Below are 26221 nucleotides of genomic sequence, written 5' to 3' on the forward strand. Positions count from 1 at the left end.
CTATTTTTCCCCGGCCGGCCGCGGCGGCGCCGCCTTGGTCGAGCCGACGATGTCGGTCAGCTTGATGCGGTCGTACTCGCTCCAGACGTTGGCGAGCCAGTGCCGGACATAGCCGCGCAGCACGAAGGAGTAGTTGGCCGCCTCGTCGCGCGGGCCCTTGTTGGCGACGAATTTGAGGAACGGCACAGAGGCGACCTCGACCTGCTCGAACGCCATTTCGTTGAGCTTCGGGATGGTCAGCTCGGTCGCATCCTTGATGCGGTGGAAGTAGGAATTGTAGGTCGACTGGTCCCACTCGAAGAAGCTGGTGTTGTTGATGAAGTTCTTCACCAGGAAATATTTCGCGCCGATCATATAGCTCGCCGTCTCGGCGATCTCGTCGAGCGAGGCGATCGAGGAGCCCAGGATGTGGAACACCGCGAAAGTGATCTGACCGGAGCGGGCGGCATCGAGGAAACCAATGTCGCGGAGCGCGGCGAGGGTGGGCGACATCAGGCCGGCGCGGACGTCGATTACGGTCACCGACGGCGCCACCGCGCTCAGGGTGTCGAAGATCTTCATCTGGTCCGGCGTCGAGTTCATGTCGACGATCTCGGTGATCTCGGGGTGGAAGCGCTTCAGGGTGCCGCGCGGATGCTCGGTGTCGAACGCCCGGGTGGGGACGTTGTTGGCGCTGAAATAATCGAGCAACGTCCGCGACACCGTGGTCTTGCCGACCCCGCCCTTGTCCGCGCCCACCACAACCACTGCCGGTTTCGCCATGGAAAGTCCTTCAGCCCTGAGGCCGGCCAGGGGGCCGGCGCATTGCATTCTGCTTTGGGCGCGAACATGGCAGAAACGCTGGAGAATTCAAATTCATTGCAGCACGGGACGGGGGAAATTTGCGCCTTCGTCCCAACGGGCCGGAGCAATCGAGAGCCTTCCTGCCGGATTCTCCGCTCCGGCTCGGATGGAGTTGAGAAGAAGTGGCAGGACGGCTGCGCGCGCTCCGCGATCGGTGCGCGATTCGTGCCTCTAGCTTCGGGATCAATGCCGACCCCAGGGACCGGAGGCCGGGGTGCTCCAGGGCCCCTGAGGCGCGTCGGCCGGAGCGGGCGAGGCGTTCGGGGCTTCCGCATGGCCCCAGGGCCCCTCGGGGGGCAGTGGCGGTGGGGCAGTCTCGTCCGCCGGTTCGGCGTCCGTGGCGGCGGTCTCGGACGGCAGCGCCAGCGGGCCCGGGTCATGGCCGCCGGCGAACTTGATCAGCGCCTGGACGCGGGCATCGACCGAAGGGTGGGTGGCGAACAGGTCGGCAAAGCCCTCGCGCGGATTGTCGACGCACAATTCCATCACCGCGGAGGTCGCGCCGGGCAGCTCGCCGCGGCCCTCGATCTTGCGCAATGCGCTGATCATGGCGTCCGGGTTCTTGGTCAGCTCGACCGCGCCGGCGTCGGCCAGATACTCCCGGGTGCGCGACAAGGCTAGCTTGACGACCTGGGACAGCAGCCAGGCCAGCACGATCAGCACCACCGCGATGATCACCACGATGATCGCACCGCCGCCGGAGCCCTTGCGGTCGGAATCGGACGAGGAGGAGGAGGAGGAGGACGAGCGGCCCCAGCCGCCGCCCCAGCTCATGTTGGTGAACAGGCGGAAGAACAATTCGCCGAAGAAGCCGACCACGCCGGCGATGATCACGGCCACCACCATCAGCTGGACGTCGCCGTTGCGGATATGGGTCAGCTCGTGGCCGAGCACCGCCTCGATCTCCTGGTCATCCAGGGCCGCGAGCAGGCCGGTGGTGACCGTGACCGAATATTGCCGCGGGTTGAGGCCGGTGGCGAAGGCGTTTAGCGCCGGGCTGTCCATGATCTTCAGCTGCGGCATCGTGATGCCGCGCGAGATGCAGAGGTTCTCGAGCAGATTGTACAGCCGCGGCTGCTCCTGGCGGGTCACGGCCTCGCCGCCCGTGACGGCGTCGATCATCTTCTGGTGGAAGAAATAGGCGATCACGATCCAGGCCGCCGCTGCGAGCGTGGCCCAGGGCAGGGCCTTGACCAGGTCGCGCGTGGCGGCGTGCATGTAATAGGCGACGCTGCCATTGCCGTTGATCATGACCTCCGCGATCAGCGCGCCGGCGAACACCAGCACGTAGATCAGCAGGAACAGGCCGCCGAGCAGCAGCATCGAACGGGTCTTGTTCGACGCGATGTGGGTGTAGAGACCGTAGGCGGCCATGGCGTCGGGCCCTTCAGGCGCGAGGGCGCTGGCTCAGAACTTGACGCTCGGCGCGGTCTCGACCTCGGCCCGGCTGGTGCCGAGATCGAAGAAGTCCTTGCGGGTGAAGCCGAAGGTGCCGGCGAACAGCGCCGCGGGCAGCTGCTGGATGCCGGTATTGTATTCCTGGACCGCATTGTTGAAGAAGCGGCGGCTGGCGGCGATCTTGTTCTCGATGTCGGACAGCTCGCCGGCGAGCTGCTGGAAATTGGCGTTGGCCTTGAGGTCCGGATAGGCCTCGGACAGGGCGATCAGCCGTCCCAGCGCCCCGGAGAGCTGGCCTTCCGCGGCGGAAACCTGGGCCGGGCCCTGGGCCGAAATGGCCGCGTTGCGGGCCTTGATGACCTCGTCCAGCGTGCCCCGCTCATGCGCGGCATAGCCTTTCACGGTCTCGACCAGGTTTGGGATCAGGTCGTGGCGCAGCTTGAGCTGGACGTCGATGTCGGCAAAGGCCTGGCCGACGCGCTGGCTCAGGGCCACCAGCCGGTTGTAGGCGCCGAAGGCGAACAGCACGAGAATGACGAGGATGCCGAGGACGATCCAGCCGGACATGACAGGCTCCGAGGAGAGGGCAGGAGAACAGGGCGGCCAACGCATGGCGACGCCGCCGGATCCCTCATGGGACCGGCGTGCATTGGTCGCCGCAGGATGGGTGCCCGTTCAAGCCGGATCGGCAGAAGTGCTGGGTTCGACTGGCGACCCGAAGGGCGGACGTGCGTCAGGCCGCGCGGTCTGGAGCCCTCAATACGGGCGGGCGACCTTCCACTTCTGGTCGGGATCGTTGCCCTTGATGTCGCCGGGAGCGCTGTCGAGCTGCGAGGTGTAGAGCGGGCGGTAGCGATAGGCCCACATCTTCTTGCCGTCGCTGCGCGTGATGACGGTGAAGTCGCCGGTCGCGACCGCGTTGTCGGGGGCGGGCAGCGGCGGGCGCTTCTGGGCGCAGTCGCCGTCGCAGGTCGACTTGTTCCCGGTATTGTCGCGCTCGGTGTAGTACAGCGTCATGCCCTTGAGGTCGGTGAGGATCGGGCCGTTCTTGCCGATCACGGCCTTGGCTGGTGCCGGGCCGGCTTCCTGCTTGGGGGCAGGCGGCGGCTCGGATCCGTGACCTCCGCCATGTCCTCCGGCAAAGGCGGTCCCTGCCGAGGCCAGCAGCATTGCAGCGATCGTCATCGTCCTGAACATCGACACGCGTTCCCTTGTGAGCAGCGCCTTCAGCGCCCGTTGCAGCTCACCGTAGCAAACGCAGGTTTTTCCCGGGTTTCGCGAAATCGCGAAAATGAGAGACAAACACGACCCGATGTTAACCATCCAGGGGGCCGTGGCGGTATCTATGGGCGCGGCGGCAAGTCCACGCCGTCGCCCCAGTCCCAGCGCCGTGCAGCGGCGAAGGCGACCTTGTCGCGGCGGGGAATGCTGACCGAGGCCGCGCTCCCATCGGCCAAGCACAGCTTGGCCGTCGCCGCGATCTTCGTCACCATTGGCGGTGCCAAAACGCGCGCAGGTGGGCGGTGCATGACCGGCTGGCGCGTCACGGCGACGAAGCTGAACTTCTCGTCCTCGAACGGCACATCCGCGCCCTTCAGCTCGCGATGCGCCCGCGACCGCGCCAGACGCTGGACGAAGTGGCACCAGTCCGACGTGATGAGCGGACACGCTGCCGCATGTGGGCAGGGGGCCGCGACATGAGCGCCTGTTGCGATCAGCTGGTCACGGGCCGCGATGATGCGCTGATAACCGGCGGGCGTGCCGGGCTCGACGATCAGGAGCGTGTGCCTCGTCTTCGTCCACAGCGCAGCGACCACCGCGGCACGCTCGGCGTCAGTGAGCTCGCCGATCATGTAGCTGGCCATCACGAGATCTGCGCGCTCGGCACGATCGAGCAGGCCGCGTGCAGCGCCCAGCGCGTAGGTCAGATCGCGGCTGCGCAGCCCATCCTCGGCCAACGAGAGCGCCAGGGTGCGCAAGGCAGGATTCGCATCGATGGCGTTGAACGATGTCAGCGAGGAGAACGCTTCGGCGGCCGCGAAGCTGGCTGTGCCTGGCCCTGCGCCGACATCGAGCACTGTACCCGGGGCGAAGTCCGGGCTCGCCTGCATCAAAGCATTCAGGCTCGCAGCCACCGCAGCATAGGTCGCCGGCATCCGCACGGTGGCATAGGCGATCGCGTCGGCGTCGGTCGTGATCGCTCCGGAATTGCCGCCGCCCCGGTAGGTGTCGGAGATGCGCGTGGCGCGGGCTGCTGCATCCTGCCGCGACAGACCGTGCAGCTTGGCTTCGAGTGCGGCCTTGAGCGCGGCGGGAAGATCGGGAGAGATCATCGGTGCTCTCCAAGCATCATTCCGGATGCCGCTGACGCGGCGATCCGGGATGACTTAGCAGCGTCACGCCACCTGCTGGTCGAGGATCTTGACGGCCTCGTCGAGCGCGACCGAGACCAGCTGCGACACGCCGCGCTCGGCCATGGTGACGCCGAACAGCCGGTTCATGCGCGCCATGGTGATCGGGTTGTGGGTGATGATGATGAAGCGGGTCTCGGTCGAGCCCTTCATCTCATGCAGCAAATTGCAGAAGCGTTCGACGTTGTGGTCGTCGAGCGGCGCGTCGACCTCGTCCAGCACGCAGATCGGCGAGGGGTTCGTCAGGAACACCGCGAAGATCAGCGCCATCGCCGTTAGCGCCTGCTCGCCGCCCGACAGCAAGGACAGCGTCTGCGGCTTCTTGCCCGGCGGCTTGGCGATGATCTCGAGGCCGGCCTCGAGCGGATCGTCGCTCTCGATCAGGTGCAATGCGGCTTCGCCGCCGCCGAACAGCTCGGTGAACAGCCGCTTGAAGTGGTCGTTGACGGTCTCGAACGAGGACTGCAGGCGCTCGCGCGCCTCCTTGTTGAGGCTCTGGATGCCCTGGCGCAGCCGCTTGATGGCCTCGACCAGGTCGTCGCGCTCGGTGGTCAGCGCGGTGTGCGAGCCCTCGACCTCGGTCAGCTCTTCTTCGGCGCGCAGGTTGACGGCGCCGAGCCGCTCGCGGTCGCGGCGCAGCTTCTCCAGGCTGTCCTCGATCTCGTGCAGTGGCGGCAGCTGGGTGTCCGGGCCGATCTCGGCCATCGCGGCGACCGCATTCGGCTCGCATTCGAGCATGTCGTGGATCTCGCGCTCGACGTCGGCGACGCGGCGCTTGGCGCTCTCCAGCCGCTCCTCGGCGCGGGCGGCGGCTTCGCGCGACTTCGACAGCGCTTCCAGCGAGGCCTTGGCGGCGCGGTCGGTGTCGCCCATCGCGGTCTCGGCTTCGGCCAGCGCGTCGGCCGCGACCTGACGCTCCTCCTCGGCAATCGCGAGCTCGTCGATCAGCGCGCTGCGCTTCTCGGCGAAGATCTCCGGCGCGTTGTCGAGCTCGGCGCGCTCGTCCCTCACCTCGGCGATGCGGGCCTCGATGGTGGCGATCTGCGAGCCGGCGCCGCGGATGCGGTTGAACCAGTCGTTGCGCTCGTTGATGATCGCCTGCACGCGGCGGTCGGCCAGCTCGGCCTCGCGGGCCAGCGCCTGAGCTTCCGCACGCACCTGCGCCGCGGCACGGCGCTTGGTCTCGATCTCGGCCCGCACGGCCGCCAGACGGCCGTCGGCCTCCGTGGTCGCCGGCAGCCCCTCGATCGCCTCCAGCGCATTCTCGTGCAGCTCGGCGATCTCGGCGCGGTCATGGGCCAGACGGGTCGAGGCTTCGACCAGCGCCGACTTGCGCGCCGAATGGCGGTTGATCTCGCGCTCGGCATTGGCATGGCGCTCGCGCGCCGAATTGACCTCTCGCTGCGCGGCGCGCCAGGCTTCGCGCGCGGCGCTCTCGGCTGCGGTCGCGGCCTTCACCTCGGCCTCGGCGCTCTCCAGCGCCTGGCGCTTGCTGGCGGCGTCGATGCGCGCCTGCTCCAGCTCGGCCTCGATGTCGATCAGGCGCGCGCGCTCAGCGAGACGGCGCGCGGCACCCGTCGGCGCATGCGCGGCGGCGATGAAGCCGTCCCAGCGCCAGACGTCGCCTTCCGGCGACACCAGCCGCTGGCCGGTCCGCAGCTGCGACACCAGTTGCGCGCCGCGGTCGCGCGACACAACGCCGATCTGGGCGAGACGGCGCGACAGCTCCGGCGGTGCCTGCACATACGCAGCCAACGGCTCGACGCCGTCCGGCAGCGCGGGGTCGGTGACCTCTGCGCCCGCAACGGTCCAGTGCATCGGCGCCGAGGCATCGACCGGCGCATCGAGATCGTCGCCGAGCACGGCGCCGAGCGCCTTCTCGTAGCCCTTGGCAACGGTGACGCCGTCGATGATCGGCGGCCACAGATTCTTGGTCTCGCTGTTGACCATCTTGGAGATGGTGCGCGCCTCGGTCTCCAGCCGCTGCGCCCGCTTCTCGGCTTCCGCCAGCGGGGCGCGCGAGGCTTCGAGCTTCTGCCGCGCGGAGGCCTGCGCGGCCTCGTTCGTCTGCACCGCGGCTTCGGCCTGCGCCTCGGCTTCCTCCGCGGCTTCGAGTGCTGCGGCGAGCGTGTCGAGATCGCCGAGATGGGCGGTCTCCTGCGCCAGCCGCTCCTCGTCGGCGCGGACGTTGGCGATGTCCTGGTCGAGCCGGGCGAGACGCTCGCGATGGCTGCGGACGTTGGCCTCGAGCTGGTTGCGGCGGGCGGTGAGATCGGCGAGCTGCGTCGTGAGCTCGGTGAACTGGCGCTCGGTCTCGGTCAGCAGTGCCTCGGCCTCGGCGACGCGCTCGTCGACGCCGCTGCGCATCTCGACGCGCGCCTTGATCTCTTCCTTCAGCTCCGCGTCTTCGGTTTCGAGACGCTGCAGCGCGACCTGCGCATCCTGGTTCTGCTGCTGCTCGCGCGCGACGTCGGCGGTGAGCTGCATCAGGCGGCGGTCGAGCTCGCCGGCGCGCTCCTTGGCGCGCACCTCCTCGCGGTCGAGCAGGTCGCGGGCATTCTTCAGCCGCTGCATCGTCGCAGCCGCACGGGCCTCGGCCTCGCGCAGCGCCGGCAGATGCGACGAGCGGATCGCCTGGATACGGGCAGACTCAGCCTGCTCGCGAGTCCGCTCGGCCATCTCGCGCACGGCGACGTCATGCGTATGCGCGGCGTCGTTGAGATCGGCATGCGCGCCCATCCAGCGCAGATGATAGAGCGTGGCTTCCGCCTTGCGCACCTTGGCTGCGACCTCGCGATAGCGGATCGCCTGCCGCGCCTGCTTGCGCAGGCCTTCCATCTGGCCGGAGAGCTGGCCGATGACGTCCTCGACGCGCAGCAGATTCGTTTCGGCCGCCTTCAGCCGCAGCTCGGCCTCGTGGCGGCGCGCATGCAGGCCGGCGACGCCGGCGGCGTCCTCGAGCACGCGGCGGCGCTGCTCGGGCTTGGCCTGAATGATCTCGCCGATCTTGCCCTGGTGGACGAGGGCGGGCGAGCGCGCGCCGGTGGCGGCGTCGGCGAACAGGATCTGCACGTCGCGGGCGCGCACGTCGCGGCCATTGATGCGATAGACCGAGCCGGCCTCGCGCTCGATGCGGCGCGAGATTTCGAGAATGTCGCGGTCGTTCACGGCGGCCGGCGCGGTGCGATCGCTGTTGTCGATCGTCATCACCACTTCGGCGTGGTTGCGCGACGGACGCGTGTTCGAGCCGGAGAAGATCACCGCATCCATGTCGGCGGCGCGCAGCGATTTGTGCGAGGTCTCACCCATCGCCCAGCGCAGCGCCTCGACCAGATTCGACTTGCCGCAGCCGTTCGGACCGACGACGCCGGTGAGGCCGGGTTCGATCACGAAGTCAGTCGGTTCGACGAACGTCTTGAAACCGTGAAGACGAAGACGCGTGAGTTTCATGCACAGATTCTCTGTTGGCGGGAAACGAATCTCCCAGCCTCGACAATACCATGGATGGCAAAGTCAAAGTAACTTGAGTCGCCGTGGCGCCCCATTCTGAGGCCGGGACAATGGCGACGGGCGGTCCTCAGGGCAACCCGCTCGCCCTGCTTTTCCAAGGCTTTCTCGGGGCAATCGGCCTCCGAAACAGAAGCGGCCCCACGAAGGGGCCGCACTGTGTCTCGCAGGACTCAGTCAGTCGAATCAGCTCTTGAGGAGCGGGTTGATGCGCTTCTGAAACTCCTCGAACGAGGATTCGCCCTTGATCTTCTCGCCATTGATGAAGAAGGTTGGCGTCGAATCCACTTTGAGAGTGTCGCTGGCGTATTTCTGGTCGGCGGCGATCTTGTCGAGCAGCGCCTGGTCCTTGAGGCAGGCCTCGACCTGCTGCTGGCTGAGCCCGGCCTGCTTGCCGATCCGCGTCAGCGTCTCCGTAGTGTTCTTCATCACCCAATCGTTCTGCGAGCGGAACAGCATGTCGGTGACGGCGAAATACTTCTGCGCATCGCCGTTGGCGATGCAGCGCGTCAGCATCGAGCCGGCAGCGGCTTTGATGTCGAGCGGGAACTCGCGGAAGATGTAGCGCACCTTGCCGGTATCGATGTATTCGGTCTTCAGCTTCGGGAACACGGTGGCGTTGAATGCCGCGCAATGCGGGCAGGTCATCGAGGCGTATTCGACGATGGTCACGGCGGCGTCGGCCGGGCCGATGCCCATGTCGGGCAGCGACTGCGGCTTGGCCACGTCGGCGGCGCTCTGCGCCATCGCGTCCGAGATCAGCCGCAGCGGGGAGAAGCCGGCCAGCGCGGCGAGGCCGGTCAGCGACAGGGCAGCGGTGAAGGCGCGGCGGGTGATGATCAAGGCTCTGCTCCAAAATGGGCGCCTGCGGCGCCTGAAACGCTCATAACGTGGCTTTTCGCTAGCTTGAAACCCAGTCAGAGGCAATGCCGGGCCTCAAAGCGGGATCGACGCGAGAGCGTCAATTTCGCTTGATGGCCGCGCCCAACCGGGCCAGCGCATCGCGCAGCGCGTCGTCCTCGATCGCGGTCAGGGTCGAGGCCACCTTGGCGACCTTCTTCGGATCGGGCGGGGCCGGGCGGCGCTTCACCGGCGGCCGGGTCAGCGGTCCCTGCCGCAGCGCCAGCTTGCCCACCGCGTGCCAGCCGAAGAAGCGGTTGACCCGCTCCAGGATGACATCAGACGAATGCTGGATCTCCAGCGCCATCGGCCCCTCGACACGCAGGATCAAGGTCGCCGGCTCCTGCGGCTGGCCCTCGACCGGCCGCGGCCACTGCATCTTCAGCGGCTGCGCATGCTCGGCGATGTCGCGCCCGGCAATCTCCGGCCAGCGCGTCACCAGCTCGCGTGCGGCAAACCCCTGCTTGGCATAGGCGGCCGACAGCACGTCGCCCATCATCAGCGACAGCGGTTTTGCAGTGAGACGGCCGGGCTTTGCCATGATGAACAGCGTTCTCGTGTGCGATCGTCAATCCGGGCACGAAGAAAGCCGTGGATGCCGCGGACGAGACGTCGGTCCAGCGGGCGACGATGGCTCCTGACGTACTAGATTAAGCCAATGGTGTCATCAGCCCTTCCTTCCAAGCGCAAGAGCCAGCCGGAGACTCGCGGCTCATCCGAGCGCCCAGCGCAACTGCTCGCCTGGTACGACCGCCACCGCCGGCGGCTGCCGTGGCGCGCGCCGGCGGGGCAGCGCTCGGACCCGTACCGGGTCTGGCTGTCTGAGATCATGCTGCAGCAGACCACGGTGAAGGCGGTCGGGCCGTATTTCGAGAGGTTTTTGGCGCGCTGGCCGGATGTCTCCGCCCTCGGCAGCGCTGAGCTCGACGACGTGCTCAGGATGTGGGCCGGCCTCGGCTATTACTCGCGGGCGCGCAACCTGCATGCCTGCGCCGTCACCGTGCTGCGCGAGCATGGCGGCGTGTTCCCGGACACCGAGGAGGGGCTGCGCGCGCTGCCCGGCATCGGCCCGTACACGGCCGCTGCCATCGCCGCGATCGCATTCGATCGCCTGACCATGCCGGTCGACGGCAACATCGAGCGCGTGACGACGCGCTTGTTTCGGATCGAAGAGGCGCTGCCGCAGGCCAAGCCGCAGATCCAGGCGCTCGCCGCGACCTTGCTCGGGCCGTCCCGCGCCGGCGACAGCGCCCAGGCGCTGATGGATCTCGGCGCCACCATCTGCACGCCGAAGAAGCCGGCGTGCTCGCTGTGCCCGCTGAACGAGGATTGCGCGGCGCGCCAGCGCGGCGACCAGGAGACCTTCCCGCGCAAGGCCGCCAAGAAGACCGGCACGCTGCGCCGCGGCGCCGCCTTCGTCGTCGTCAGGGGTGACGAGCTGCTGGTCCGCTCGCGCCCCGCAAAAGGCCTGCTCGGCGGCATGACCGAGGTCCCCGGCTCGGACTGGCTGGCCGGCCAGGACGATGCCGATGCTCTGGCACAGGCTCCGGAGCTTTCGGGCGTGAAGCGCTGGCATCGCAAGCTCGGCGTCGTCACCCACGTCTTCACGCATTTCCCGCTGGAGCTCGTGGTCTACACGGCAACCGTGCCGGCCCGCACCCGCGCGCCCGACGGCATGCGCTGGGTCGCGATCGCGACCCTGGCTGGCGAGGCGCTGCCGAACGTGATGCGCAAGGTCGTCGCGCACGGGCTGGGGGAGTGAGGCTGCGCTTCGCATGTAGTTTGTAGTCGTAGGGTGGGCAAAAGCGCGCCCGAAGATTTTGGTCTAGGCGATATTTCTCCCGCGCCGTGCCCACCATTTCGACAGCGAGTCTGCCGCAACATGGTGGGCACGCAGCCGCCTGCGGCGGCCGCTTTGTCCACCCTACGGCGCTACAACCTCCACCGTCGTCCCGGCCTTGAGCCGGGACCCATACCCCCAGGGAGCGCTTCGAGGCACGCTGGTCATTGGCCTTTTGCCCATCACAACGGCTGCGGCGTATGGATCCCGGATCGGCGCCACGACGCGCTGTCGCGCGCCGCGGCTTGTCCGGGACGACAGCGGAGGGGGTGGCGCCGCTGCAGCTACAGCCACCTTTGTCGTCCCGCCGAACTACATCGGAGCATGAGGCCGAAAGCGGGCCGCATGCCAGCAGCCTCGCCGCCCTGACTTAGTTCGGCCTGGCGCCTCCACCACGAGCGCCACGATCCGCCGCACCAGCGGCAGCACCGCGAGCAGCGTGGGGAACGCGACGAGCCAGGAGATGGCCCATGCCGCGGGCCAGGTCGCGATGAACGCCGGCGTCGGCCCTAGGCTCTTCAGCGTCGCGATCGCGGAGACGACGAACGTCATCAGCACCGAGTGCGTCAGCGGCATGACGACGGCCGCATAGCGCGCCGGCTGTTTTCCGCGCGGGCGCGGGTCAGACGTAGCGGCGCTGCGGCTGCGCGAGTGCCTGTTGCTGGATGTCCAGTCGATCTATTCCATGCAGCGTCACCTTAATCCCTGAGGCCGGACCTCGCTGAAGATTTGCGGGAGCCCGGGGCCGCGCTGCGGCCGGCGGGACTCCGACGGCCATCGCATCAGCAACGCCATTGAGGACTCAAAGAACCGAGTATCGTCCAGGCGATGGCAACTACGTGGTCGCCATTCAGCCTGCAGGCGATTGTGCGATGGCGTAGCTCGCCATTGTTCGATGCGCCTTGAAAAACGCATCACCAAGTATCCGAGCCGGATCTTGCACGTTGCGGCGGATCACGCTTCGCGGATCCGCGCCCTGGGCTCATATTCGAGATTCATTAGAGCCGCTTGAGCGATGTACGCCCTCCAACGCTTGAAGGCCTCAAGTCGGACATCGCCTGAGGCCACAAATAGCCAGTGGGCGACGCCGTGGGTTTATTCTGATATCAAAGGCGGCCAACTGAGATAGACGCAAAATGCCAACCAAGCATTTGGATCGAGGCAATCGGGATACTGGATTTTTCTGGGCTGGAAACAATGCTGCATTTACCTGCCCATGTTGCAGCGGGGTTTTCTTGGTTAGCGCCCGATTGCACCCTCATGGGCTACATTGTCCTTGGGACGGCTGCGGTCAATCATATGGGTATGTCGAGGGTGGTAAGGATTCTGGCGGAATAGCAACGATCAACTGGCCGAATGCATCGCACCAAGCCGTTTCGGGAGACTGGATCGATGAGAAGGGTTCTTGATTTCGTTGCTTTCTCGGTAGCCGCCCTTTGCGTTGGGGTTGTTGTAGTCATGTGGATACACCGAACACCGCCGGTCGTGTCGGTAAACCGCGATTCAAAGCCCTGGTTGAGAGACCCGAGCGTCGGCTCCTCCGTTGTCCGGAGGGACTGCATGGCGGAGGCATCTGTTCCGTGGAAGTGCGACCCAATCGTCCAGCCGAAAAAATCGGACTAAGCCGCCGCAGTTCATGATCCGCGAACCCGTTCCGGGCGTCCATCGAAGCTGGCGGGACTTGCCAGTCCCGTGACTCCTGCGGCGTTCGCCCATGGCATGGAGGCATGCGCCGACTTTGCCATTCATTGCCCCCCTATTTGGGCTCCAGGTGCATCATTTTGGCTCCAGGTGAATCTTCTATTTTTCAGAATTATTCTTGACTCCACCCCCAAATCAGGTGTCTTATCCGCTCCGTTCCGTCCCGGCAGGAGGGGCGTACGCGTCGTCACGACACGCGGGGCGGGATGCGGTGGCTGCGACGGCGTCGTCAGGACGAGCGACGTCGACCGGCTTCGCGCAGGGCTGCGGCGGCTTGCCGGCGTGGCGCGGTGCGGGGTCTTTCGCGGACGTTGAAATCGTGCGGTCCTGGCATCCCGATGCTGATGTCAACTCGCGTCGAGGCTTTCGCCTCGCGCGGGGATGGTGGCCAAAAAGCCCGGCGCACCAGGGAGACCACGTATAAGACGGAAGCCCATCGCGCAGGGAATGCCGGATGTTCCGGCTGGACCTGTGGTGACTGCCGCCTGCTTTCTTATGTGCAGGCGGGCCATGGGTTGCGGCCAGCACCCGGCATTCCCTGCGCCCTCTTTGTCGTGAGGGTTCCTGTTCGGCAACAGCTCGGGCGCTTTGCGCCGCGAGGACGGTGAGGTCATGTCTGGCGTGTTTCGTCGTAGTCGGCAGAAACAATGTTTCTCCTGCGAGCAGGCGGTGCGCAATCTCGTGCCGGTCAAGGACCGCATCACATTCTTCAAGGACCGGCGACGGCTTCCGCTATTTCCCGACGGTGCACACGATGGACGTGGCGCCGCTCTGACCGGGGGATGACCGACCTTCCTTCCGGCGACCGCCAGCGCGCATGCTGGCCGTGCAGATGTGTTCCCCGGGCGGCGGGATGGACGGCCGATGCCGCTGCCGCTAGGTTCGCGGCTCATCTTGTCGGGGATCATCATGCTCAAGCTCTATGTCGCGCCGGGCACCTGCGCGCTCGCCTCCCACATCGCGCTGGCGGAGACCGGTGCTCCCTACGCTGTCGAGAAGCTCAGCTTCAAGACCAACCAGCAGAACAGCCCCGAGTATCTCGCGATCAATCCCAAGGGGCGGGTGCCGGCGCTGGTGACGGAGCAGGGCATCCTGACCGAGACGCCCGCAATGCTCGCCTACATTGCGCAGCGCTTCCCGGACGCGCGGCTGGCCCCGCTCGACGATCTCTTCGCCTTCGCCGAGGTGCAGTCGTTCACCTCCTATCTCTGCTCGACCGTCCACATCGCCCACGCCCACAAGATGCGCGGCTATCGCTGGGCCAACGAAGAGTCCTCTTTCGCCGACATGAAGAAGAAGGTGCCGGAGACGATGAGCGCCTGTTTCGCGCTGATCGAGCAGAAGATGCTGCGCGGTCCGTGGGTGATGGGCGAGCAGTACACGATGTGCGATCCCTATCTGTTCACGATCGCGCAATGGCTCGAGGGCGACGGCGTCGACATCAATGCCTTTCCCAAGGTGGCCGATCACTTCAAGCGGATGTCGGAGCGGGCAGCCGTCAAGCAGGCGTTGGCCGAACTGGCGGCCTGACGATCAGCGGCAGCGGGCGCACGCGCTCATCTGGTCCGCGGCCTCGGCGCCGGCGCGCCGCCGAGGCCGCGGCCGGTGTCCAGCATCAGGCTGCGCAGCCAGATCGAGCCGGGCTCGAGCTGCGCGCGCGTCGGATAGAACATGTACTGCTCGTCGATCCCGGGATCGAGCGGCGGCGCGACGGTCGCCAGCGCCAGGGGCCGCGCCAGCGCGGTGATCAGCCGGCGCGGCACGAAGGCGACGAGGTCCGTGCGCGCGGCGACATGCAGCGCCTCGATATAGCTCGGCACGACCAGCGCGATCCGCCGCTCCCAGCCCTTGCTGCGCAGCCAGCCGTCGATCAGGTCTTCGCCTTGGCCGCGCAGCACGACCGCGACATGCCTTGCGGCCAGAAACGCCTCGCGCCGGCTGAGCTGCCGGCCGGCCGGGTGGCCGCGGCGCACCGCGAGCGCGTCGCTGTCGGTGTAGAGCAGCTGGCGATGAAAGCCTTTGAAGGCGTTGCCGATCGAGATCACCATGTCGATGGTGCGGGCAAATTCTGCATGGAAGATCGCAGGCCCCCGCCACGGCACCACGTCGATGCGGACGCTCGGCGCTGCGCGGGTCACCTTGGCCATCAGCGCCGGCATCAGCAGCTCGACCGCGAGGTCGGGCATCATCAGCCGGAACTGGCGCTCACTGCTGATGGCGTCGAAGGCGTCCGGCGTGAACAGGCCGCGCACCTGATCCAGCGCCTGCGTCAGCGGCGCCCGGAGAGCAAGCGCACGCGGTGTCAACTCCATGCGGGCCCCGGTTCGCACCAGCAGGGGATCGCCGAGCAGGTCGCGCAGCCGCTGCAAGGCATGGCTGGTCGCCGGCTGCGACAGGCCGATCCGCAGCGCAGCCCGGCTGACGCTGCTCTCGCGGAGCAGCGCGTCGAGCGCCACCAGCAAATTGAGATCGAGCGCGGCCAAATTCATGAGACGAATTTACATCATATTCGATATCGATTGGAAGAATGGTGCGCTCTCCCTCATGCTTTCTCCCGTTCGACAGGACATCGGGAGAGAGATGCCATGACCGCCAGCGCCAACAAACGATTGATGCAAGAGCTGCTCGCAAAGGCCGCAACCGGTGACCGTGCGGCCTATGTCGCGGCGATTGCCGACGACGTCACGATGGTGATCACGGGGCAATATTCCTGGTCGCAGACGATCCGCGGCAAGCAGGCGCTGCTGCGCAATCTCCATGGCCATCTCGCCAGCCTGCTCGCGGAAGGACGCCGCACCATTCCGCTGCGCTTCGTTGCAGATGACGACGTGGTCGTCGTCGAAGCCAAGGGCGAGATGCGCACCAGGGCCGGCCAGCCCTACAACAACGACTATTGCCTGATCTACCGGCTGCACGAGGGCCGCATCGTCGAGATCAGGGAGTATTGCGACTCGACGCTGACCGAGGCGGTGCTCGGGCCGTTTCCGGCTGCGCTCAGGCAGAGCGCCCCACACGGTCAGGAAGAGCTTGCCGTGACCGGCCCCTCACGGGTCCACCACAACAAGCAGATCGTCCAGGACGTGTTCGACGCGCTGGCCAACAGCAACCCGCAGCCGCTGATGGCCCATCTCGCAGATGATTTCCGCTTCGTCATCATGGGCAGCGGATCCTGGTCGCGCAGCTATGACGGCAAGGAGGCCGTTCTGGCCGAGCTGTTCGCGCCGCTCCGGGCGCGGCTCGGCCGCATCACGACGATTCCGCAACGGCTGATCGCGGAAGGCGATCACGTCGTCGTGCAGGCTCGGGGACGCAACACCACGGTCGATGGGCGCGCCTATGACAACAGCTATTGCAACGTGCTCCGCCTGGAGAACGGCCGCATCACGGAATGGATCGAATATTGCGACACGCTCCTGATCGAGGCTGCGCTCGGCCCGCCGTCTGCCGTCGGGCGCGGGTGCGGATAAGCGAGGACAAGTGAGGACAAGTGAGGAGAGGCAGGCCACCTGCGCCGAGCGGCGGGAACTCGCTGCTCGGTTGAGAGGTCAGGGGCCGGGTCTCGGCGCAGCAAAAAGAGTGCTCCGGCCCGGGAACCACATCCGCCGGGCGACGTTGCTTGAGACCGTGGCGCGCCTGCGGCCGACCTCCTTTTTTGGGCCCCTCAATGTCGCTGGCTGCCATTTCAGACGATCCGCTTTGCGCTGTCGGCACGGGGGGAATTCGCGGCAGGCTTAAAGTCACCACCGCCGCCGACCATCACGCGCTCGACGAGCGCCTCAGCCAGCTCGATCTCACCACGACGGCGCATTATCGCCGCTTCCTTTGCGCCAGCGCGGCTGCGTTGCTGCCGCTCGAGGAGGCGCTCGATAACGCAGGGGTGGCCTTGGTCATCGACGATTGGGCCGAGCGGCGTCGGACCGAGGCGATCCGCGCTGATCTCGCCGACCTCGACGGCACGATTGTCGCGATGGGCCTGCCGATGCGGACCCTGGACCGGCCGGCACTGTTCGGCACGCTCTATGTTCTGGAGGGATCGCGTCTGGGGGCGGCCTATCTGTTGCGTGTCGTCACCGCCTCGGCGGATCCACGTGTCAGGCGCGCGACGCGCTATCTGCGCCACGGCACGGGCCTCGGGCTGTGGCGCAGCTTCCTGGCGCAGCTCGCAAGAGAACGCACCCAACCGGATGATGAAGAAAGGATGATCGCGAGTGCGCGCGAAGCGTTCGCGATGTTTGCGAAGGCGATGGCAGCCGTATGAACGAGCCGGTCAATCTCACCAATTGCGATCGCGAGCCGATCCACGTTCCCGGCCACGTGCAGCCGTTCGGCTTCCTGCTGGTTCTGGTGTCGGACTTCACGGTCTGCATGGCCTCGGAGAATGCGCCGGATTACCTGGGCGGCGACCTCGGCGGGCTATTGCAGCGGCCGCTCGCCGCCGTGCTCTCCGAGGCGGCCGTGACGGCCATCCGCATGCGTGTCGACTATCTGAGCGGCCCCGACGCCGTCGAGCGCGTGTTCGGCGTCGATCTGCAGGGCCACGGCCGGCTGTTCGATCTCGCCATTCACTTCTCGGGAGCGTATCTCGTCGTCGAGGCTGAGCCGAGCCTGATCGAGCCGGGCGTGAATTCCGGCGAGCTGGTGCGGTTGATGCTCGGCCGCATTCGCAAGACGGCCGGCATGATGGAGCTCGCCCAGGAGGCTGCACGCCAGCTCAAGCTGTTGACGGGTTTCGATCGCGTGATGGTCTACCGCTTCCATCCGGACGGATCGGGGGAGGTGATTGCGGAAACCGCGGGCTCCGGCCTGGAGCCCTTCCTGGGATTGCATTATCCCGCCTCGGACATTCCGCGGCAGGCGCGGCAGCTCTATCAGCGCAACTGGCTGCGCATCATCGCCGACATCAATGCCGCGCCGTCGCCGCTGCTGTCGACGCCGGCGCACAATGCCGGTCTGCTCGATCTGTCGATGAGCGTGCTGCGCGCAGTGTCGCCCGTTCATATCGAGTACCTTCGCAACATGGGCGTCGGCGCCTCGATGTCGGTCTCGATCCTGCGCGACGGCAAGCTGTGGGGGCTGTTCGCCTGCCACCATTATTCGCCCCGCCATTTGTCGTTCGAGAAGCGGACCGCGGCCGAGTTGTTCGGCCAGATGTATTCCTGGCTGCTGGAGGCGCGCGAGCGCGAGAGCGACGTCGCCTATGAGACGCGCGCGCATCAGATCCAGGAGCGGCTGATCGAGCGCGCCGCCGCGCAGGCCCACAGCAAGCGAGCGATCCTCGAATTCGTCGCCGACTACCGCCAGATGATCGCATGCGATGGCCTTGCCGTCTGGTCGGACGACGAGATCACGCTCGACGGTGAGACGCCGACCGAGGCGGAGGTGCAGGATCTGATCGGCTTCATCAACCGCACCTCGCCGGGGCGCATCTGCGCCAGTGCCGAGATCGCGAAGGTCTATGCGGCCGGTGAGGCGTTTCGCGATCGGGCCGCCGGCTTTCTCGCGATCCCGATCTCGCGCGCGCCGCGCGACTGCCTGATCTTCTTCCGCCGCGAGGTGCTGCGCTCGGTCAATTGGGCCGGCGATCCCAACAAGACGTATTCGGAAGGGCCGCTGGGCGCACGGCTGACGCCGCGCAAGAGCTTCGAGCTCTGGCAGCAGACCGTCGCAGGCCAATCGCAGCCATGGACGACGGCGGATCTGCGCATCGCCGAAAGCCTGCGCGTCACGCTGCTCGAGGTCATCCTGCAATTGTCCGAGCTCGCCGCGCGCGAGCGGCGCGGCGCGCAAGAGCGGCAGGAGCTGATGATCGCCGAGCTCAATCACCGTGTCCGCAACATCCTGAGCCTCGTGCGTGGCCTCGTCGCGCAGAGCAAGGACACGGCGACCTCGATGGAGGAATTCGCCTCCGTGCTCGGCGGCCGGATTCAGGCGCTGGCGCGTGCGCACGACCAGATCACCAATCTGAACTGGGCGCCCGTCGCGCTGCGCCACCTGCTCGAGTCCGAGGCGGGGGCCTATCTCGGCTCGCGGGCAGGGCGCGTACGGATGGAGGGTCCCGACGTCGCGCTCGACCCGAAGGCGTTCGCGACGTTGGCGCTCGTCGTGCACGAGATGATGACCAATTCGGCGAAGTACGGTGCGCTCGCCGACTCGACCGGCCAGGTCCAGGTGCTGTGGCGGCTCGATCCGGGATCGAGCCTCGTGATCGACTGGAAGGAAAGCGGCGGGCCGCCGGTGCAGCCGCCGTCGCGTCGCGGCTTCGGCACCACGATCATCGAGCGTTCGGTGCCGTTCGATCTCAAGGGCGACGCCGAGATCCGTTTCGATCTGCTCGGCGTGCAGGCGCGCTTCGTCATCCCCGCCAATTTCGTGCAGGTCGTGCCCACGATGACCGGAGCGCCATCCCGTCTCTCGCACCAGCACGAGCAGGCGCCGCGGCTTTCCGGCGCCGCGCTGATCGTCGAGGACAATCTGATCATTGCGATGGGCGCTGAAGTGATCCTGCTCGAGCTGGGTGCGCGTCACGTCGATACGGCAGCGTCGGTCAATCAGGCGCTGAAGGCAATCGAGCGGGCCGTCCCGAGCTTTGCGCTGCTCGACATCAATTTGGGTGCGGAGAGCAGTCTGCCGGTCGGGCACAGATTGAAGGAGCTCGGCGTCCCCTTCATGTTTGCCACCGGCTACGGCGAGCGCGCGCCGATTCCCGCCGAACTATCCGACGCGCCCGTAATTCAGAAGCCGTACACGCGCGAGCTGGTCGAGAAGGCGCTGGCGAAGATGACGACGTGAACCCGGAGGCGGTGTGCAGTCGCGTCGCGCGGGGCGTGACGTCAACCTCGGCGCGGAGTTTCGCCGTGGTGTAGGACACAGGTTGAAGACGCGCGTGCCAACTGATCGTATTTGCGACAGCTCGTCGCGCCTGCGCGCAGACTGAGGTGATTGGCATGCATAAGTTCATGTGCATCCGCGCTCACATCCGCGTGTCCGCGTGAGCAGGACCATGCGTCATCAGCGGACGAGATCTGCGCCTATTCCCGCTGTTGCTGCGACAAAACAGCCCGAAAAAATTAGAACGCATCCAAAGGACACCGCTGTTCTAACATTGTTTCGACAAATGGAACCATCGCAGCCTTATTCCGAACGAAGTGATCGTCGAAACGGCGCATTGGGGGCGCGTTGAATCGTCGGAGGTCTGATGACGAATCGAACGACGAGTTTGTTGCCGTGCGTTGCTGTCGCCGTGTTGGCGGGAGCGGCTGCGGTGACAATCGAGTTTAAACCGGCATCGGCTGCTGACGAATGCCTGGCAAAGCCTGCGGCGACGCCGGCGGGGAAGCATTGGTTCTATCGCATCGATCGTGCGACCAAGAAGCAGTGCTGGTATCTGCGCGACGATGATCGCGCTGCGCAGGGCGCGTCGCTCGTCACGCGAAAATTGGCGTCGCATCGGGATCGCGCGGCGCTGTCGTCGTCGGCGGCCGATGCGCGCGCGGAATTTCAGTCGTCGGCGACCCAGGTCGCCGACGAGATGAAGCCGACGTCGTCGATCCCGAGCGCTGGGGCGATCCCGAGCGCTGGGGCGCGATCGTCCGCGCTGTTTCCGCCGGTCGCCGCGTTTCCGGCTGCTCCTGCGTCGGCTGCCGCGCCTCCGACGGCGATGGCGCCTGCGCCGGTGAGCCCGGCACCCGCAACGGAGGCGAGCGAAGCTGCGGCGAGCGATTCCGCTGTTGCGACGCGTTGGCCCGATTCGTCCGCGCCGCCGCAGGCGCAGCCCGCGCCGGCGCCGCGTCCGTCGTCGTCCTATAAGCTCGCTGCAGCCACGGGCGATGCTGCGCCGACCGATCCCGTCGCCCCGTCGCAGGCGGCTGTCGACCCTGCGCCGATGATGTCGGTCGGCGGCATGGTCGACGACGCGGCGCGGACACGGCTGTTCGCCTTCCTCGGCGCGGTCGCAGTTGCAGGATTCTCGACCAGCGTGCTGCTGGCCCGCGCCCGCGCCAAACGGCAGCTGCGTCTCGAGCCGGTCGCTGCGCGGCGCGTGTCGCGTTGGCCGGCCGAGCCGGAGCTGGATCGCATGCATCTGCCGCCGGTGGACGGCTTCCATCCCGGTGTGGCAACGCGACGCGATCCGCAGCGGGTGGCGCAGGTCTCGGTCGTGCCGCGCGACGACGTGCGCTATGACGATCAGTACGAGGTCGAAGACCTCCTGGCGCGCTATTCGGGGCAGGGACGCCGGACGTCGTGAGCGTCAGGCGGCCGTCATCTCGGAGCGGATCTCGGCGCGCAACTCGTCGATCAGCCTGAGGCCGGCCTTGGTCTCCACATGCCAGAATGTCCAGCCATTGCAGGCCGGCAGCCCCTGGGCGACGGCGCCGATCCGATGGATCGAGCCGACCTTGTCACCGAGCATGATGGCGCCATCGGCGCGCACCAGCGCGCCGTAGCGCCGCTTGGAATCGACGAGCTTGGCGCCCGGCGCAATCATGCCGCGCTCGATCAGCTCGGAGAAGGCGACGCGCGGTGCCTCGCGCGCCGTCATGAACGGCGCGAGCGTCTCCGCGGGGAGAGGCTCGACCGCCGCGATGCGTCGTTCTGCCGCTTCGGCATAGACCTTGTCGCGCTCGAAGCCGATGTAGCGGCGGCCGAGGCGTTTTGCCACGGCTCCCGTCGTGCCGGTGCCGTTGAACGGATCGATCACCAGATCGCCCTGCTTCGACGATGACAGCAGCACCCGCGCCAGCAGGCCTTCCGGCTTCTGCGTCGGATGGACCTTCTTGCCGTCGCCGTCCTTCAGCCGCTCCTCGCCGGTGCACAGCGGGATCAGCCAGTCCGAGCGCGCCTGCACGTCCTCGTTGGATGCCTTCAGCGCTTCGTAGTTGAACGTGTAGCCCTTCGCCTTTTCGTCGCGCGCGGCCCAGATCATGGTCTCGTGCGCGTTGGTGAATCTGCGGCCGCGGAAGTTCGGCATCGGGTTCGACTTGCGCCACACGATGTCGTTGAGGATCCAGAAGCCGAGATCCTGCATGATCGCGCCGACGCGGAAGATGTTGTGATAGGAGCCGATCACCCAGATCGTCGCGCTCGGCTTCATCGCGCGGCGCGCGGCGAGCAGCCAGGCGCGGGTGAAGTCGTCATAGGCGGCGAACGAGGAGAACTTGTCCCAATCGTCGTCGACGGCATCGACCTGCGATTCGTCGGGACGCTTGAGCTCACCCTTGAGCTGCAGGTTGTACGGGGGGTCTGCAAACACCAGGTCAACCGATGCGGCCTGGAGTTTCGACATCTCGGCGACGCAGTCGCCGACGATGATTCGGTGCTCTTCAAGAGCCTGGAATTTAGTGCGGGGCGCCTTTGCAGACGCCCCGCGACGCGACTCTACCATGACTCAAGAACTCTGACTCAGGCGACGCTGTCGGCGACGCGGGACCTAACAACCGACTGCCCACACAATGACGTGGCAAAGTAAAAATGGACTTAACCCGGAAAATTTTTCGCATCTCAGCAAGCATGTTCATCACGCGCACCGGCGATGAAGAGGCGTTCATCGACGCGCGGCGCTGTCTGCGCAACGTGACGCCGGCGAATGGTTTTTTCGTTTTCCTGCGCGCGTGCGATGCTCGCGGGGTGCGGCAATGCCCGCGGTTTTTTCGCGCCACGCTAGGCAAAATTTGCCGGCCGGGTTATTGATTAACACAGTGGAAATTTTACCTGTTTGCCGCGTTAGGCATTTCGCGCAGAGCCGCGCAAGAATCGTGAGGAAAGGCCGCCATGCGTTACGATGATTTCCGTCGCAGCGACGACATCGACGACCGTCGCGACGAAGGCGGCGGGATGGGCGGCGGTATGGGTCTGCCGATCGGCGGCGGCGGTCTCGGCATCGGCACCATCATCGTGCTCGGCCTGATCGGCTACGCCTTCGGCATCGATCCGCGAATCCTGATCGGCGGCGCCGAGATGCTGGGCCACGGCAGCGCGCCGAGCTACCAGACCGAACGGCGCTCCGCCGGCAAGACCGGTGCGCCGAAGGACGAGATGGGCGACATGATCGCCGGCGTCCTCGGCGAGATCGACGATCGCTGGACCGAGATCTTCCAGGCGTCGGGGCAGAACTATTCCGGCCCCAAGATCGTGCTGTTTCGCAACAGCACCAATGGCGGCCGCTGCGGCATGGCGCAGTCGGCGATGGGCCCATTCTACTGTCCGCCCGATCGGCAGATCTTCCTCGACACGAGCTTCTTCCGTGAGGTCGAGACGCGCTTCCGCGGCTGCTCCGGCAGCGCCTGCAAGTTCACCGCGGCCTACATCATCGCGCACGAGGCGGGGCATCACGTCCAGAACCTGCTCGGAATCCTGCCGCGCGTGACGCGGATGCAGCAGCAGGTCGGCAGCAAGGCCGAAGCCAACGCGCTTCAGGTCAAGGTGGAACTGCAGGCCGACTGCCTGTCCGGCGTCTGGGTCAACCGCGAGGCCAAGAAGCGGCCGGGCTTCCTCGAGGATGGCGACATCGACGCTGCGCTGACCACGGCCTCGGCCATCGGCGACGACACGCTGCAGCGCAAGGCCACGGGCCGTGTGGTGCCGGATTCGTTCACCCACGGCTCGGCCGCGCAGCGCAAGCGCTGGTTCATGATCGGCTACCAGCAGGGCTCGGTGCAGGCCTGCAATACGTTCGCCGCGAACGCGCAGCTCTAGAGCATGATCCGGAAAAGTGGAAACCGGTTTTCCGAAAGATCATGCTCAAACAAAGAGATAAGATCATGATGCGTTTCCGCCGAAACGCATCATGATCTAGGAAGGGCGGAGTCACGATGGCGATCGACGAGACCAAGAGCTTCATTCCTCTCAACATCGCCGTGTTGACGGTGTCCGACACGCGCTCGCTTGCCGACGACAAGTCCGGCAACACCTTGAGCGACCGCCTGACCGCGGCCGGCCACAAGCTCGCCGCGCGCGACATCGTCACCGACGATGTCGAGAAGATCCGCGCCGTGGTGAAGGCGTGGATCGCCGATCCCGGCGTCGACGTCATCATCACCACCGGCGGCACCGGCTTCACCGGCCGCGACGTCACGCCGGAGGCGATCGAGCCGTTGTTCGAGAAGCGCATGGACGGCTTCTCGATCGCCTTCCACCTGCTGAGCCATGCCAAGATCGGGACGTCGACGATCCAGAGCCGCGCGACTGCGGGCGTTGCCGGCGCGACCTACATCTTCTGCCTACCGGGCTCGCCCGGCGCCTGCCGCGACGGCTGGGACGGCATCCTCGCCGCTCAGCTCGACTATCGCACGCGGCCCTGCAATTTCGTCGAGATCATGCCGCGGCTCGACGAGCACCTGCGCCGGCCCAAGGCCCAGGGCGCAACCGCGTAGCTTTTCACCGCTGCGCGCTCAGCATCCGGCGTCACTTCGCCGGCACGATCTCGAACGCGCCGCCGCCTTCGATGGCGGCGCCGATGAGGCCGCCCACCATGCTGGCCGCGAAATTATTCCCGCGCGGACCCACGATCATCCGGTAGGTCTTGCCGGGCACGGCGGTGAAACGAATGCTCGACGACCCCGGTGACGCCCAGGTCGAGACGGTGATGGCGACCGGGCCCGGAGGAAGCTGCCCCCGGTAGCTTTCGCCGCGGCCGAGGCTTGCCACCTTCGCGCCGTTGATCTCGACGGCGGCGGGTACCGCCAGATAGAGGAGATCGGTCGTGCGGGTGATCGCGATGGTCGCGCGGCCCTTGGGGGCGGCATGCGCGGAGCCTGCGATCCCAACGGCGCCCGCAAATGCAAGACACACGGCAAGCTTCGATCGGCACGTCAAACTGATCACTCGTGATCCCCCGCTTCAGTTTGGCGCGATACTACTGAAGCGCGGCAACTCCGCAATCGACGCGTGAGACGCGTTGCATGGTGGAGCTGTTCCTACTGCCGGTTGCCTCGGCTCGCCGCGCGCTGCAGCTCGAGCTCCCAGGTCTCGCCCATGAGTTCGACGCCGAACGACGCATGCGGCTCCTCGCCGACCTTGCGGAAGCCTGCGCGGGCATAGATGTCACGCGCTGCCGTGAGGATGCTCTGGGTCCACAGCACCACTTTGCTGTAGTCCTTCTCGCGGGCAAAGCGGATGCATTGCTCGGTCAGCGCCCGGCCGACGCCGAGACCGCGCGCCTTCTTTTCGACCAGCAGCAGCCGCAGCTTGGCGACGCCGTCGCCGCCGTTGACGAGGAAGATCGAGCCGACCGGCTCGCCGGCCAGCTCCGCGATCCAGCAATGCTCGCGGGCCGGATCGTAGCTGCGGATGAACTGTGCGCCGATCTCTGCGACCAGCGCCTCGAACGTGATGTCCCAGCCATACTCCTCGGCATAGACAGCGCCGTGCCGCGACACCACCCAGCCGATGTCGCCGGGACGATGGCTGCGCAGCAGCACGGTGGAGCGTCGCGGCTGCGGCGGCTCCAGCGCGGTCTCGATGGCGCCCATCGCTCCGACCAGACGGTTGCGGACCTCGGGCGCGAGCGGCGCCAGCATCGCCGCGATCTCCTTCTGCGAGCTGCGATCGAGCCGGGCATAGGCCTGCCGCCCCTTGGCGGTGAGGCTGAGCTGCTGTTGCCTCCGGTCCGACGGCAGGGGGGTACGAGCGATCAGGCCGTTCTCGTCGAAGCTCTGCACGATGCGGCTGAGATAACCGGCATCGAGGCCGAGCGAGAGACCGATCTCCTTGGCAGAGACGGCGTCGTGCTGGGCCAGCTCGTAGAGCACGCGCGCCTCGGCCAGCGAGAACGGGCTGTCGAGCAGATGTTGGTCCAGCGCGCCGAGCTTCCTGGTGTAGAAGCGGTTGAAGGCGCGAACCGCGGCGACCTGGTCATTGGACGGAACGTTGATCATGGGGCACCTCGTATACTTGCCATTATCAATCAATTGATTGACGATGACAAGTATCCGGCGCTAGACCATGATGATCCGGCTGCGCAGCATGGTGCGGGAGGAGCGGCCGAGCTGACGCAGCAGCCGCGCTTCGGCACGCTTATGCTCGGGCTGGTAGCCACCGATCTGCCGGTAGTGATCCCGCGCGATCAAGAGGCCCTGGTCGCCTAGCGGCCCGGCAAGAACGCGGACGACCGATCGCAGCCGGTCACGCAGGCTGACGGCGGCGTAGGGTGACCGGGCATAGCGGAAAATTCCGGCGCGCGGCCGGCCGCTGGCAGCGACGCTCTGGACGAACTGCATGGTCTCGTCGATCCACCCCGCGTCGAGCACCGCGCCCGCGGGCAGAAACATCAGCCACGGCGCCCGGGCCTTCGCGGCGCCGGCGGCCAACGCTGCGGCATGGCTGCCCTCGAACGTCATGAAATGGCAGCCGGCGACGTCGGCGACGCGCTCGATCACGCTGGGATCGGGAGAGCGGTCGACCAGCAGTACCTCGGTGACGACACCGGCCGCTGCGCCCGGCACCAGCGCGGACAAGGTGGCCACGGCGGTCTGCTCGACCCCTGCGGTCGGGATGATCACGCTCAGCATGAACCTGGCATCGTCGTTTCCAGCGTCTCCGGTTCCGTTGTTATCATCTTGTCACAACCAAATCAGCCCGCTGCACTGCAGAATTTTGCAGCATGCGCTGGCGTCGCACGTTCGGG

General features: G+C 66.6%; 22 protein-coding genes and 2 pseudogenes. 10 read left to right on the forward strand and 14 right to left on the reverse strand.

Translation table 11 applies throughout. The annotated features are described in order from the left end of the window. From QX108_RS26435 to QX108_RS26470, 8 genes are all read right to left on the reverse strand, one after another. Window positions 1-762, reverse strand: a complete 762-nt coding sequence (locus QX108_RS26435; RefSeq protein ID WP_172110833.1) for a hypothetical protein — start codon at window positions 760-762, stop codon at window positions 1-3. Window positions 763-1026: 264 nt separating this feature from the next. Beyond that, entirely contained in the window at window positions 1027-2217 is a 1191-nt protein-coding gene (locus QX108_RS26440) for a M48 family metallopeptidase (RefSeq protein WP_315785731.1), read from the reverse strand. Window positions 2218-2250: 33 nt separating this feature from the next. Then, window positions 2251-2808, reverse strand: coding sequence for a LemA family protein (locus QX108_RS26445; RefSeq protein ID WP_315718793.1), 558 nt, complete (start codon window positions 2806-2808; stop codon window positions 2251-2253). Between the two features lie 189 nt (window positions 2809-2997). Beyond that, window positions 2998-3438, reverse strand: coding sequence for a hypothetical protein (locus QX108_RS26450; RefSeq protein WP_172110830.1), 441 nt, complete (start codon window positions 3436-3438; stop codon window positions 2998-3000). Window positions 3439-3584: 146 nt separating this feature from the next. Further along, complete coding sequence (locus QX108_RS26455; protein WP_315785734.1) at window positions 3585-4574, reverse strand: small ribosomal subunit Rsm22 family protein; 990 nt, start codon at window positions 4572-4574, stop codon at window positions 3585-3587. Window positions 4575-4637: 63 nt separating this feature from the next. Then, window positions 4638-8102, reverse strand: a complete 3465-nt coding sequence (gene smc / locus QX108_RS26460) for a chromosome segregation protein SMC (RefSeq protein WP_315785736.1) — start codon at window positions 8100-8102, stop codon at window positions 4638-4640. 243 nt (window positions 8103-8345) lie between these two features. Beyond that, a complete protein-coding gene (locus QX108_RS26465) occupies window positions 8346-9002 on the reverse strand; it encodes a DsbA family protein (protein WP_172110827.1) in 657 nt (218 codons plus the stop codon). 118 nt (window positions 9003-9120) lie between these two features. Continuing rightward, the gene (locus QX108_RS26470; RefSeq protein ID WP_315718796.1) at window positions 9121-9600 is read right to left on the reverse strand and encodes a DUF721 domain-containing protein; all 480 of its coding nucleotides are present in this window, start codon (window positions 9598-9600) and stop codon (window positions 9121-9123) included. A 117-nt stretch (window positions 9601-9717) separates the two neighbouring features. Here QX108_RS26470 and mutY point away from each other — a divergent pair, with 117 nt between their 5' ends. Beyond that, on the forward strand, window positions 9718-10821 hold the full coding sequence (mutY, locus tag QX108_RS26475; RefSeq protein ID WP_315785739.1) for an A/G-specific adenine glycosylase: 1104 nt from the start codon (window positions 9718-9720) through the stop codon (window positions 10819-10821). 390 nt (window positions 10822-11211) lie between these two features. On the opposite strand, the gene QX108_RS26480 is transcribed toward mutY, so the two are convergent. Further along, a complete protein-coding gene (locus QX108_RS26480) occupies window positions 11212-11475 on the reverse strand; it encodes a DUF2798 domain-containing protein (protein ID WP_315785742.1) in 264 nt (87 codons plus the stop codon). Window positions 11476-13509: 2034 nt separating this feature from the next. On the opposite strand from QX108_RS26480, the gene QX108_RS26485 reads away from it, so the two are divergent. Continuing rightward, complete coding sequence (locus tag QX108_RS26485) at window positions 13510-14130, forward strand: glutathione S-transferase family protein (RefSeq protein WP_315785746.1); 621 nt, start codon at window positions 13510-13512, stop codon at window positions 14128-14130. Between the two features lie 26 nt (window positions 14131-14156). Here QX108_RS26485 and QX108_RS26490 read toward each other — a convergent pair whose 3' ends face one another. Beyond that, the gene (locus QX108_RS26490) at window positions 14157-15089 is read right to left on the reverse strand and encodes a LysR family transcriptional regulator (protein WP_315785749.1); all 933 of its coding nucleotides are present in this window, start codon (window positions 15087-15089) and stop codon (window positions 14157-14159) included. Window positions 15090-15185: 96 nt separating this feature from the next. Here QX108_RS26490 and QX108_RS26495 point away from each other — a divergent pair. The 5 genes and pseudogenes from QX108_RS26495 to QX108_RS26515 all read left to right on the forward strand — a co-directional run. Further along, window positions 15186-15602: pseudogene (locus QX108_RS26495) on the forward strand (nuclear transport factor 2 family protein); the annotation flags it as partial. Between the two features lie 75 nt (window positions 15603-15677). Beyond that, window positions 15678-16067, forward strand: a pseudogene (locus QX108_RS26500) (nuclear transport factor 2 family protein); the annotation flags it as partial. 197 nt (window positions 16068-16264) lie between these two features. After that, complete coding sequence (locus tag QX108_RS26505; protein ID WP_172110820.1) at window positions 16265-16858, forward strand: biliverdin-producing heme oxygenase; 594 nt, start codon at window positions 16265-16267, stop codon at window positions 16856-16858. After that, window positions 16855-19389: an HWE histidine kinase domain-containing protein gene (locus tag QX108_RS26510; RefSeq protein WP_315785753.1), complete on the forward strand. Its 2535-nt coding sequence runs from the start codon at window positions 16855-16857 to the stop codon at window positions 19387-19389. Before QX108_RS26505 ends, QX108_RS26510 begins: the two co-directional genes overlap by 4 nt. A gap of 406 nt (window positions 19390-19795) precedes the next feature. Continuing rightward, window positions 19796-20845 (forward strand): hypothetical protein, encoded by a 1050-nt coding sequence (locus QX108_RS26515; protein ID WP_315785756.1) that lies wholly within the window; start codon window positions 19796-19798, stop codon window positions 20843-20845. A gap of 3 nt (window positions 20846-20848) precedes the next feature. On the opposite strand, the gene QX108_RS26520 is transcribed toward QX108_RS26515, so the two are convergent. Then, window positions 20849-21982, reverse strand: a complete 1134-nt coding sequence (locus tag QX108_RS26520; protein ID WP_315785760.1) for a site-specific DNA-methyltransferase — start codon at window positions 21980-21982, stop codon at window positions 20849-20851. 125 nt (window positions 21983-22107) lie between these two features. On the opposite strand from QX108_RS26520, the gene QX108_RS26525 reads away from it, so the two are divergent. The 3 genes from QX108_RS26525 to moaB all read left to right on the forward strand — a co-directional run bounded on the left by QX108_RS26525 (window position 22108) and on the right by moaB (window position 23969). Continuing rightward, entirely contained in the window at window positions 22108-22287 is a 180-nt protein-coding gene (locus QX108_RS26525; protein WP_315785763.1) for a hypothetical protein, read from the forward strand. Between the two features lie 81 nt (window positions 22288-22368). Beyond that, window positions 22369-23292, forward strand: a complete 924-nt coding sequence (locus QX108_RS26530) for a neutral zinc metallopeptidase (protein WP_172110816.1) — start codon at window positions 22369-22371, stop codon at window positions 23290-23292. A 116-nt stretch (window positions 23293-23408) separates the two neighbouring features. Then, window positions 23409-23969: a molybdenum cofactor biosynthesis protein B gene (gene moaB / locus QX108_RS26535; RefSeq protein WP_315718806.1), complete on the forward strand. Its 561-nt coding sequence runs from the start codon at window positions 23409-23411 to the stop codon at window positions 23967-23969. A gap of 31 nt (window positions 23970-24000) precedes the next feature. Here moaB and QX108_RS26540 read toward each other — a convergent pair whose 3' ends face one another. The 3 genes from QX108_RS26540 to QX108_RS26550 form a co-directional block, all read right to left on the reverse strand. Continuing rightward, complete coding sequence (locus tag QX108_RS26540; protein ID WP_315718807.1) at window positions 24001-24387, reverse strand: hypothetical protein; 387 nt, start codon at window positions 24385-24387, stop codon at window positions 24001-24003. A gap of 125 nt (window positions 24388-24512) precedes the next feature. Beyond that, window positions 24513-25472, reverse strand: a complete 960-nt coding sequence (locus QX108_RS26545) for a helix-turn-helix domain-containing GNAT family N-acetyltransferase (RefSeq protein WP_315785767.1) — start codon at window positions 25470-25472, stop codon at window positions 24513-24515. A gap of 60 nt (window positions 25473-25532) precedes the next feature. Further along, window positions 25533-26105, reverse strand: a complete 573-nt coding sequence (locus QX108_RS26550) for a glycosyl transferase (RefSeq protein WP_315785770.1) — start codon at window positions 26103-26105, stop codon at window positions 25533-25535. Window positions 26106-26221: the final 116 nt, after the last annotated feature.

It is taken from the genome of Bradyrhizobium sp. SZCCHNR1002 (assembly GCF_032381435.1).
Classification (GTDB): Bacteria; Pseudomonadota; Alphaproteobacteria; order Rhizobiales; family Xanthobacteraceae; genus Bradyrhizobium; species Bradyrhizobium aeschynomenes.

Coding starts and splice junctions, on each gene's coding strand:
- QX108_RS26435 (WP_172110833.1), bottom strand. CDS start 762: ATGGCGAAACCGGCAGTGGTTGTGGTGGGCGCGGACAAGGGCGGGGTC.
- QX108_RS26440 (WP_315785731.1), bottom strand. CDS start 2,217: ATGGCCGCCTACGGTCTCTACACCCACATCGCGTCGAACAAGACCCGT.
- QX108_RS26445 (WP_315718793.1), bottom strand. CDS start 2,808: ATGTCCGGCTGGATCGTCCTCGGCATCCTCGTCATTCTCGTGCTGTTC.
- QX108_RS26450 (WP_172110830.1), bottom strand. CDS start 3,438: ATGTTCAGGACGATGACGATCGCTGCAATGCTGCTGGCCTCGGCAGGG.
- QX108_RS26455 (WP_315785734.1), bottom strand. CDS start 4,574: ATGATCTCTCCCGATCTTCCCGCCGCGCTCAAGGCCGCACTCGAAGCC.
- smc (WP_315785736.1), bottom strand. CDS start 8,102: ATGAAACTCACGCGTCTTCGTCTTCACGGTTTCAAGACGTTCGTCGAA.
- QX108_RS26470 (WP_315718796.1), bottom strand. CDS start 9,600: ATGGCAAAGCCCGGCCGTCTCACTGCAAAACCGCTGTCGCTGATGATG.
- mutY (WP_315785739.1), top strand. CDS start 9,718: ATGGTGTCATCAGCCCTTCCTTCCAAGCGCAAGAGCCAGCCGGAGACT.
- QX108_RS26480 (WP_315785742.1), bottom strand. CDS start 11,475: ATGCCGCTGACGCACTCGGTGCTGATGACGTTCGTCGTCTCCGCGATC.
- QX108_RS26485 (WP_315785746.1), top strand. CDS start 13,510: ATGCTCAAGCTCTATGTCGCGCCGGGCACCTGCGCGCTCGCCTCCCAC.
- QX108_RS26490 (WP_315785749.1), bottom strand. CDS start 15,089: ATGAATTTGGCCGCGCTCGATCTCAATTTGCTGGTGGCGCTCGACGCG.
- QX108_RS26505 (WP_172110820.1), top strand. CDS start 16,265: ATGTCGCTGGCTGCCATTTCAGACGATCCGCTTTGCGCTGTCGGCACG.
- QX108_RS26510 (WP_315785753.1), top strand. CDS start 16,855: ATGAACGAGCCGGTCAATCTCACCAATTGCGATCGCGAGCCGATCCAC.
- QX108_RS26515 (WP_315785756.1), top strand. CDS start 19,796: ATGACGAATCGAACGACGAGTTTGTTGCCGTGCGTTGCTGTCGCCGTG.
- QX108_RS26520 (WP_315785760.1), bottom strand. CDS start 21,982: ATGGTAGAGTCGCGTCGCGGGGCGTCTGCAAAGGCGCCCCGCACTAAA.
- QX108_RS26525 (WP_315785763.1), top strand. CDS start 22,108: ATGTTCATCACGCGCACCGGCGATGAAGAGGCGTTCATCGACGCGCGG.
- QX108_RS26530 (WP_172110816.1), top strand. CDS start 22,369: ATGCGTTACGATGATTTCCGTCGCAGCGACGACATCGACGACCGTCGC.
- moaB (WP_315718806.1), top strand. CDS start 23,409: ATGGCGATCGACGAGACCAAGAGCTTCATTCCTCTCAACATCGCCGTG.
- QX108_RS26545 (WP_315785767.1), bottom strand. CDS start 25,472: ATGATCAACGTTCCGTCCAATGACCAGGTCGCCGCGGTTCGCGCCTTC.
- QX108_RS26550 (WP_315785770.1), bottom strand. CDS start 26,105: ATGCTGAGCGTGATCATCCCGACCGCAGGGGTCGAGCAGACCGCCGTG.